Source organism: Streptomyces beijiangensis (assembly GCF_017315755.1).
GTDB lineage: Bacteria > Actinomycetota > Actinomycetes > Streptomycetales > Streptomycetaceae > Streptomyces > Streptomyces beijiangensis.
In genome coordinates this window covers 1-9,745 of record NZ_JAFLRJ010000551.1, presented here as the reverse complement: position 1 = coordinate 9,745, position 9,745 = coordinate 1, and the positions used below count along the sequence as shown (strand labels likewise).

Sequence of the window (9,745 nt, the reverse complement as noted above, 5' to 3'; positions counted from 1 at the left end):
CGGCGGGCCCGGCGGCGCCCCGGCTCCCAGCAGCTGGCCGCCTGGGCCTTCCTCACCCCTGTCGCCCTCTACCTCGTCCTCTTCTACGCCTATCCGCTCTACCGCAACCTCGACCTGAGCCTGCGCAACTACACCGTCCGCTCCTTCGTCCAGGGCAACGCCCCTTTCACCGGCCTGAAGAACTACCGGATCGTCTTCGACGACCCCACCTTCGCCCCCGCCCTGCTCCACACCGTGGTGTTCACCGCTGTCTGCCTGCTCTTCCAGTACGCCATCGGCCTGGCACTCGCGGTCTTCTTCACCCAGCACTTCCGGCTCTCCGCCACCCTGCGGGCCCTGTTCCTGGTGCCCTGGCTGCTGCCGCTGATCGTGTCCGCCTCCACCTGGTCGTGGATGCTCAACAGCGACTCGGGCATCGTCAACGCGGCCCTGCACGCTGCGGGGATCGACCCGGTCAACTGGCTGACCGCACCGACCTGGTCACTGACCTCGGTGATCATCGCGAACATCTGGATCGGCGTCCCGTTCAACCTGGTCGTGCTCTACAGCGGCCTGCAGTCCATCCCGGATGTCCTGTACGAGGCGGCCGCCCTCGACGGGGCGGGACCCTGGCGCCGCTTCTGGAGCATCACCTTCCCGCTGCTGCGCCCGGTGTCCGCGATCACCCTGCTCCTCGGGCTCGTCTACACGCTCAAGGTCTTCGACATCATCTGGATCATGACCAAGGGCGGCCCCGCGGATTCGTCCACAACCTTCGCCACCTGGTCGTACCAGCTCGGCTTCGGCAATCTGCTCCCCGCTTTCGGCCCGGGAGCGGCCGTCGGCAACCTCCTTGTCGTCGCCGCCCTGGTGTTCGGCCTGATCTACCTCCGCGTACAGCGCAGGCAGGAGCTGTCATGAACCGAAGCGGAAAACGTCACTGGGGGAAGACCGCGGTCGGCATCCTGCTGACCGGGATCATGCTGTTCCCCGTCTACTGGATGGTGAACGTCTCCTTCACCCGCGACCAGGACATGCGCAAGAGCCCACCGGACCTGTTCCCCCTCCACGGCACCCTGACCGGCTACCGGACGGTACTCGACGAGCAGTTGCCCTATCTCTCCACCAGTTTCGTCATCGGCCTGGGCACCGTCGCCCTGACCCTGGTCCTGTCCGCCCCCGCCGGTTACGCGCTGGCGAAACTCCGCCCGCGCGGTGGCGGAGTCCTCAGCTTCGTTCTGCTGGCCGCGCAGATGATCCCCGGCATCATCATGGCGATGGGCTTCTACGCCATCTACCTCAGCCTGGGCATGCTGCAGTCCATACCCGGCCTGATCGTCGCGGACTCCACGCTGGCCGTCCCCTTCGCGGTACTGATCTTCACCGCCTTCATGTCCGGGATCCCCGGCGAACTGCTCCAGGCGGCGAAGACGGACGGCGCGGGCCCCTTCCGCACCTTCTGGTCGATCGTCATGCCGATCAGCCGCAATGCGGTCGTCACGGTGTCGCTGTTCGCGTTCCTGTGGTCGTGGTCCGACTTCATCTTCGCCTCCACCCTGGTCAACGGCGGCGCGCACGAACCGATCACGCTCGGCATCTACCACTACATCGGCAACAACAACCAGGAGTGGAACGCCATCATGGCCACCGCGGTCGTGGCCTCGTTGCCCGCCACGGTCATCCTCGTCCTCGCCCAGCGCTACGTCGCCGCAGGCGTGACCGCCGGCGCGGTCAAGGACTGAGCCGCCCCCCCTCTCCAACACCAAGGAAACGAGAACCACTTGACGACCGCCGACCGCACCGGCCCGGCCTTCTCTCTCCATGACATCCCGTTCAGCACCCATGGCTCGTGGTTCAACATCTCTCCCGTACTGGCGGAGAAGACCCGGGCGGACGACCTCCACCTCGTCTCGCACCAGAACGGCATGCACGGCGTACTGCGCTTCACACCTCTGGCCGACGGGACCCGCGTCGAGGCGACACCGGCCCGGCTGAGCTGGCTCGGCCCCACCGGCCGCATCGACCTCGCCCATGAGTCACCGGACACGATCCGGCTGCGCGGCACGGGCCTGTCCCTGCGCATCAGTGCGGCGGCCCGCACGCTCACCCCATTCAGCGGCACCTACTTCTTCCACGACGCGGCCGCCGGCGCGCACGTGTTCACCTCGTACGAAACCGGCTGCCGCTACCGAGTCACCCTGCTCGCGGGCACGCTGACCGAAATCCACGGCAGTCAGGCCCTGGGCGAAAGCGAGCGCAGCCTCACCGTCGAGGCCACCGATCCCTCGCACGGATCCTGGGAGCTGGCGATCGAGGAACTGAACACGGCGCGCCCCGCGTACTCGGCGTCGGCGCCCTTCGGCAAGATCGCCGAGACCGCACAGAACGCCTTCGCGGACTTCGCCGACACGGTGGCCCCCTGGCGCTCCCCCGCGACGCCCGCGGCCGAACTCGCCGCCTACGTCGTATGGTCGGCGACCGTGCACCCGAAGGGCCTGGTCACACGTCCCGCCGTCCTGATGTCCAAACACTGGATGGACAAGGTCTGGAGCTGGGACCACTGCTTCAACGCCCTGGCCCTGGCGCCCGGTTGCCCGGACCTGGCGTGGGACCAGTTCCACCTGCCGTTCGACCACCAGGACGAGACCGGAGCGCTCCCCGACTCGGTCACCCACTCCGAGATACTCCACAACTTCGTCAAACCCCCCATCCACGGCTGGGCACTGGGCCACCTGCGCCGACGCCTGTCCGCACCCCTCAGCGATGCAGCCCTCTCCGAGACGTACGACAGGCTGACCCGCTGGACGGAGTTCTGGCTCACCGCACGGCGCGCCCCGGACGCCGCACTGCCCCACTACCAACACGGCAATGACAGCGGTTGGGACAACGCCACCACCTTCGACCCCGAACGGGTGGTCACCACCGCGGACCTGGCGGCCTTCCTCACGCTCCAGCTCCACGAACTTGCGTCCCTGGCAGCGCAGTTGAACAGACCGGACGAAGCCGTCCGATGGACGCGGACTGCCGCAGAAAAGCAGTCGGCGATGATCGACCAGCTCTGGCGCGGCGACCGTTTCGTGGCCAGGGGGGTCGCCACCGGGAACACCTGGCACAGCGACAGCCTCCTGGACCTGATGCCCATCGTGCTGGGCGAGCACCTGCCCGAGGAAATCAGCAGCGCACTGGCCGACCGCATCGAGGCGCACCTCACCCCGTACGGCCTGGCCACCGAGGTACCGGCCTCCCCGCACTACGCCTCCGACGGCTACTGGCGCGGCCCGATCTGGGCCCCCGCCACGGTCCTCGTCGAGGACGGCCTGCGCCGCGCAGGGCACCACCGCCTGGCGGACGAGATCAGCGCCCGCTTCCGCGCCCTCTGCGAGACCCACGGCTTCGCCGAGAACTTCGACGCCCTGACCGGAACGGGACTGCGGGACCGCGCCTACACCTGGACGGCCAGCAGCTACCTCCTGCTCGCCGGGGCCCACGCGGTCCGGGGCCCAGCCAGGCGGACTTGAGCCTCGGTGCACCTGCCGGTCTCACCCGGCCGCGGCCGTGAGCGCACCGAGGGCGCCGGCCCGGGTGCGCCAGTCCATCTGGTTGGGGACGACACCGGCCCAGCGCTGGCCGAGGGCCTTGAGGGGAGTGCGGTCCTGCGCCCAGGGGGTGTCCGACTGCTTCTGGACGTAACTCTTGTACGTGCTGGACCCGGTTGCCTGCGCGAGGTCGGCGAAGTGCCGGATGAAAATGCCCTTGAATTGCTTCTGGTTGTCGTCACAGGTCGCCGAGCCGATGTCGCAGGACTCGGTGAGCACTCCGTCGAAGTCTGAACGTCCAAGTCAGCGTCGTACTGCCGGTGCAGCAGTTCGTCGAAATAGCCAGTCGCCATGCGATGGCCTGCGGCGCCGCGGATGCGACGACCACCAGGTCACGGTCCTCGGACCGAAGCGCCGTCTCGTGCAGCCGAGGCTCCGGGGGCCGGCATCTCATTGTGTTCGCGTTACATGACATCGGCCGCGGAATCTACTGATCGCCGCTGCTCAAGACAGGCGTACGCAAGGTCCACGCCTCTCTGTTCCTGTGCGATGACCGCATGACGCTGAGTGTTTGCCATACACAGCACTCCTGTCCCCCAGGACTGCTCCCCAGCAGACCACCCAGCATCAATCCTGCCGACAGCCACAACTCCTGACGCATGCAACACGAATTCGATACGAACCGCTACACAGCTATCGGGAGCAGTCAAGCGCGCCCCTCAGCACCCATCGCCGGCAGCACGAGACCTCTCGACGTCGAAGCTCAACAGCATCAAAGACGCGGCACCCGCGGGCGACGTTCCGTTACTGACGTCCCACCCCGTCGGTCAGCATCCAGTGTCCCCGCACGCTCCAGCCCAGGAAACGGCGGCCGTCCCCCGTGTCCGCCGCCCCACCTGCGGCGACCTGGTGCAGGCCGCACAGGGCGGGGGCCAGGCGTGCCGCCACATGGGCCGGGTGACGGGCCGCCTCCTCACCCAAGGAGGCCAGGAAGGACGCCTGTTCGGCCGGTGTGCACAGGGAGAGGTAGAAGACCATGTGCCGCCAGGCGTACGCAGCGTCCTTGACGGTGCTCAGTGGGCTCGGGTTGCCGTGGACTCGGGCGGTCAGGCGGCACACCGTCGTGAACGCGCGGCCGGCGAGGTCACGCCAGTCGGGAGCGACGCCGACGTAGCGGACGAGGACGGCAAGGTTGTGCGTGGTGAGGATCTGGGCCTGCTCGATCACCATGCCGTTGGCCGCCACAGACCAGGAGCCGGCCCGGGACGCGGTCCGGGTGACACGAGTGGCCCGCTCGACGCACAGCTTGGCGAAACCGGGAGAAGTGCGGGCGCCGTACGAGCGGTTGAGCCCGTCCGACGTCTCGATGATCGCGAGGTTACGAAGCGCCGCGTAGTCGATGGCGTAGTAGCGCTCGTAGAACGTGCCGACCAGGAGCTCGGCGGCGACGCGTGCCGCCTTGGGGAATTTCGGGGTGAAGGAGCCCATGAAGATGTCGGCCGCCAGCTCCTCCACGAACGGCGCTTTGAGCTCCGACTGACGGGCCAGGACGCCGAGTTCACGGACCAGCGGGTTGGGCAGGAGCGTGCCGGGGAAGCCCTCCAGCGCCAATTCGCCCAGCTGACGGAGCACGACGAGGGCGGGGTCCTGGCCTGCTCGGGCCTCCGCGCTGTCGCGCTGCCCCGCCACGGCGCGAACCCAAGGCAGGTCTTCCGTGCGTACCTGCCGAGCGAAGTCGAGCAGCAGCAGCGACCGGCGGTTGCGGAACGCCCGGTAGTTCGCGGACATCAGCGTACGCAGCGACTCGTCGCCGTACTGCTGGGCGGTGGTGACGGCGACCAGCTGCGGCACCAGTTCGGCCATGACCTCGGCGGAGGGGACGACGCCTCGCTCCACGAGTGTGCCGAGCGGGGCGCTGAGCGCGGCCTCGACCGTCGCGCGGATCGCGGCCGGGATCGGCTCCCCTGCGGGCAGGCCGGTCTCCCCGTGTTCCCGTTCGCTCACCTCGGCGACCAGCGGTGCCGTGCCGGATACCCCTTCGTCCTGCGGCAGTTCGGAGCAGCGGCGCAGAACCAGCTGAGCGAGCGCGTGGTGCGAGGGGAGCGCCGCCTGCCGCGCCTGCTGGTGGCGGAGTGCGCTGTGCTGCGGGGAGCCGGGGTAGCCGCGGCGGCGCACCATCGACTCGGCGGCGTGACGCAGCAGGCCGAGCCGACGGGCGTCGAGGCGACGGCCGGCCAGGGTGTCCTCCAGGGCGATGCGCAGGATCGCGAGGTTCTCCTTGGGGTTACGGTGCTTGCCGCACAGAGGATGCTTCCCTGCCAGCCGGTGGTAGCGGGCCAGCATCGCGGTGCCGCGACTGTGCCAGTCGGCGTCCGGAGTGGTGTCGAGGACGCGGCCGGGCCCGGCAGTCTCCAGCCACAGGGTCAGCAGTTCGTCGCCGAACGGCTGCCAGACGGACAGGGCTTCGCGCTGTGTCTCGACAGCCCTCTTCGGTCGCCGCCGGGCGAGTGCGGCGCCCGCCTCGGCCACGGTGCTCCTGTGTACGGCCGTGACCACGCCGGGAACGGGCCGCCCTGCGGGGCGCGGCAGGAACCGCAGCCGGTCCGCGAACGGCTCCAGCTCCGACACGAGGTCGAGCGCGGCAGCCCCGTCCCCGGCGCGGGCCAGCCACGCCACCATGAGGAGCGCAGCCTCCTCGGGCACCACGAGGTCATAGCAACGGTCGTCCAGCAGGCCGTACAGCCAGTTCAGGCCGGGCTCGGTGAGGCAGTGCACGAAGAGCGCCCGCCGGTCGGCCGGGATGCCGAAACGCCCGGCGGCCTCCGTCTCGTACGGCTCCAGCGGCCCCTCGGCGCCGGCGACGCCCGTGACGAACCCGCCCCGCACGACCTGCGGGGTCACCCAGTCCGGAAAGCCCTCGACGGGCGTACGCGAACCGATGGTCAGCCGCCCCGACGCCATCCCCGTAAGCACTGCCCGCCAGCGCGCGCCGCGCTCTTCTGCCCGGTGACGGGTATTGGCGCCGTGGTGGGTGAGCGCGGTCGTGAACGCCTTGGCCATCTGGCCGACGGCGTAGCCGGGGTTCGCGGTGAGGGGCTGCTGATCAGCGAATTCGTCCATAAGCCGACGTGGCAGGTCCCGCCCCTGCGCCCTCCGGGTCCGGAGCCCGGTGCTCTGCTGCTGAGCTACACGCCGTCGGCGGCAACACTAGGCGTCCGGACGACACGGCCTCAACCCCGTTTTCGGCAACGCTGAATGACGGGCTCTGTCGCTCAGCGCCTGGCAGGACGATCAATGCGTGACTGCACGGCGGCCGAGGCGATCTGCCCGACCAGCACAGCCAGACGCCGACGGCTGCACAGCTCACCATGAGATGCCGGGCATCAACGGCGGCAGTGATCTCGAAGCTCGGAGATGATGGCCTTTTCACGCGCGTTGACGTCACCGTCCACAGCAGCCACCCGGTCGGCCACATCGAGGAGTTCGCTCAGATCTCCCGCTTCGGCGTCCAGGCGCCGCCACACCTCAGCAGGGTCGAGGTCGACAAGGTGAGCAAGCCGTTCGTCGACCACCTGATGCCGATCTCGGACCAGCCTCACCAGGTGCCGCATCAACAGCGCCTCGTCATCGGAGATCTTCAGGTTCGCTGTAATGACCAGCCACGCGACCCACAGCATCACCTGGGCGTGGCGGCTCCGCTCGCTCAGACCCTCGGCGATTTCGATGACCCGCGCCTCGTTCCGGAAGACGGCTCGCGCGTGCCGCCCCGCGAGCAGTGTCGTATAGCGGTTCAACACCACCGCAAGAGGAACGCCGACCACGGGGATACCGATCTTGATGACATTGCGCTGCAGAAGAAACTTCCCGACGAACGGGAGCCCCTTCGCAGCGCTCAGTACCGCTTTGGAGTAGAAACGCTTGATCAACGGCCGCATCATGAGCGGGACCGACTTGACCAGACCTTCCCGGACGGCTTCCCCGCCCCTGATCGTGAAAGCGACCCGGATGAGCTTCCACATGTCCTCGGGGTCGGACAGGTCGAGCGGGACCCGGTAGAGGACTGAGATGTCGTAGGCCAAGCGGAGCTGGAGCCGACTGATGAACGCGACATCGACCATCATGGTCGCGACGGCAGCCGGAACGGTCGCCGGCGAGGCACCGCCCAGGCTCCCGATGGTGGCGGCAACGGCCGCCGTGTAGGCGCCGGCGGAGAGCCCCCCTTCGAGCGCCGCAAACCGAGCCGCCATCTTGATCCGCTGATCGACGACGGCATCCGCTGGTACCCCCTCGAACCGCTCCTGGAAGTACTGCCAGTCGACCTTGTCGGTGTACGAGCTCATGGCCTGAGCACTGAGCTTGGTGAACCAGCTGCCCGACTTTATGTCGTCCGCGCTCAACTCCTTTATGAACTCCCGCATTTCAGCCCGCTCATGCTCGACCGCCTCCCTGTCGGCGCCGTCGTCACCATTGGCGTCAACAGCGTCGGTCAGGGTTTCAGTCATGGCGAGTCCTCCTGGGCACGGCAGCGTCCAGCCAGGTTGCCAGGTTTCGAACAACCCCGCTGACGTCTTGAGAAGGTGACTCGGTAGCCTGGCCGATTGCCGGTGGTCCGACTCAACATCCCTATTTCGTCTGAGCGTTGGAATCGACAAGAAAGGCAGGCGGAACGCGGCCCGCGGGCGTGGGTCAGCGCCTCTCGGATGTCCTGAAGCCTGCCATCAGCACTGCGTACAGCACCAGCGAGGAGCTCAGTCCCACCGCCCACCCGTAGTCGGCAAGGGGTTTGAGGAAGGGGATCAGGCCGTCGACCGGGAAGGGTCCCTGCTTGGCGCCCTGCCCGTCCACCGTGGAGTACGAACCGCCCACCGCCAGGACCGCGCCGACCGCGAAGGCGAGTACCGCCCGCCAGTTCCAGCCGCCCGTGTACCAGTAGCGGCCTTCGGGACGGTAGAGATCGGCGACGTCGAGGACCGTGCGGCGGATGATCCAGTAATCCGCGATCAGGATCCCGGCCACCGTGCCCAGCAGCCCGCCGACCACGCCGAGCCAGGTGAAGATGTACAGCTCGGGCGAGGAGATCAGCTTCCACGGCATCACCACCACACCGATCACCCCCGTGATCAGCGCGCCGGTACGGAAGTTGATGAACTTCGGGGCCAGGTTCGCCAGGTCGTACGCGGGTGAGACCACGTTCGCCGCGATGTTCACCGAGATCGTCGCGACGAAGACCGTGATCAGCGCGAACAGCAGGCCGAAGGTGTTGTCGGTCTTGCCCGCGAGCGCCACCGGGTCCCAGATCGCCGCACCGTAGACCTTCTCCGAGCCCGAGGTGACGAGCACCGACATCAGAGCGAAGAGCGTCATCGTGGTGGGCAGGCCCAGCGTCTGGCCCCACACCTGGGCGCGCTGTCCCTTCCCGAAGCGGGTGAAGTCGGGGATGTTCAGCGAGAGCGTCGACCAGAAGCCGATCATGCCCATCAGGCCCGGGAAGAAGATCTTGTAGAAATCCGCGCCCCAGCCGACCTTGGAGGGCTCGTCGAGCAGCGGGCCGAAGCCGCCCGCCTTGTGCGCGATCCAGACCAGCAGGACCACCGCACCGACCAGGACGAAGGGCGCCGCCCAGCTCTCGAAGCGGCGCAGGGTGTCCATCCCCCGGTAGATGACGGCGAGTTCGATGGCCCAGAAGATCACGAAGCAGAGCCAGAGCGTCCACGGGTAGCCGCCGATGTGGGAGGCCTCCGTCCAGCCGCCGAAGATCTTACCGAGCAGGATGAAGATGCCCTGGCCGCCGATCCAGGTCTGGATGCCGAACCATGCGCAGGCGACGGCCGCCCGGATCAGGGCGGGCAGGTTCGCGCCGCGCAGGCCGAAGGAGGCGCGGGCCAGGACCGGGAAGGGGATGCCGTACTTCGGGCCCGCGTGGCCGGTGAGCAGCATCGGGAGCAGGACGATGATGTTCGCCAGGGCGATCGTGAGGACCGCCTGTTTCCAGTCCATGCCGAGCGCGACCAGGCCCGATGCGAGGGTCCAGGACGGGATGCAGTGGGCCATACCGATCCACAGGGCCACGAAGTTGTACGTCGTCCAGGTGCGCCGGGACTCGGGGACGGGGCGCAGGTCGTCGTTGACGTAACGGCCGTCGGGTATCTCGACGGCCGGCGAGTGGGACGGTATCGCGGTGTCGGTCATGGCGGGGGCACCGGCCTTCGTTCGGGGACGGGAGGAAGAAG

The 9,745-nt window shown here is 68.2% G+C and carries 7 protein-coding genes and 1 tRNA gene; 3 read left to right on the top strand and 5 right to left on the bottom strand.

All coding sequences use genetic code 11. The features are described 5' to 3' along the window. The 3 genes from J0695_RS36635 to J0695_RS36625 all read left to right on the top strand — a co-directional run. The coding region (locus J0695_RS36635; protein WP_206969082.1) for a carbohydrate ABC transporter permease at window positions 1-900 on the top strand (900 nt) is incomplete at its 5' end. Continuing rightward, on the top strand, window positions 897-1,721 hold the full coding sequence (locus J0695_RS36630) for a carbohydrate ABC transporter permease (RefSeq protein WP_206969081.1): 825 nt from the start codon (window positions 897-899) through the stop codon (window positions 1,719-1,721). The genes J0695_RS36635 and J0695_RS36630, both read left to right, overlap by 4 nt. Window positions 1,722-1,760: 39 nt before the next feature. Further along, window positions 1,761-3,497 carry an amylo-alpha-1,6-glucosidase gene (locus tag J0695_RS36625; protein ID WP_206969080.1) on the top strand — a complete coding sequence of 579 codons (1,737 nt, stop codon included), beginning with the start codon at window positions 1,761-1,763 and terminating at the stop codon, window positions 3,495-3,497. Between the two features lie 21 nt (window positions 3,498-3,518). On the opposite strand, the gene J0695_RS36620 is transcribed toward J0695_RS36625, so the two are convergent. The 5 genes from J0695_RS36620 to J0695_RS36600 form a co-directional block, all read right to left on the bottom strand. Continuing rightward, window positions 3,519-3,794, bottom strand: a complete 276-nt coding sequence (locus J0695_RS36620) for a hypothetical protein (protein WP_242553653.1) — start codon at window positions 3,792-3,794, stop codon at window positions 3,519-3,521. Between the two features lie 525 nt (window positions 3,795-4,319). After that, window positions 4,320-6,635, bottom strand: coding sequence for a hypothetical protein (locus J0695_RS36615; protein WP_206969079.1), 2,316 nt, complete (start codon window positions 6,633-6,635; stop codon window positions 4,320-4,322). Between the two features lie 3 nt (window positions 6,636-6,638). Beyond that, a tRNA-Arg gene (locus tag J0695_RS36610) sits at window positions 6,639-6,710 on the bottom strand. A 188-nt stretch (window positions 6,711-6,898) separates the two neighbouring features. Further along, window positions 6,899-8,017, bottom strand: a complete 1,119-nt coding sequence (locus J0695_RS36605) for a hypothetical protein (RefSeq protein WP_206969078.1) — start codon at window positions 8,015-8,017, stop codon at window positions 6,899-6,901. Between the two features lie 184 nt (window positions 8,018-8,201). After that, window positions 8,202-9,704: an NCS1 family nucleobase:cation symporter-1 gene (locus tag J0695_RS36600; protein ID WP_206969077.1), complete on the bottom strand. Its 1,503-nt coding sequence runs from the start codon at window positions 9,702-9,704 to the stop codon at window positions 8,202-8,204. Between the last annotated feature and the right edge of the window lie 41 nt (window positions 9,705-9,745).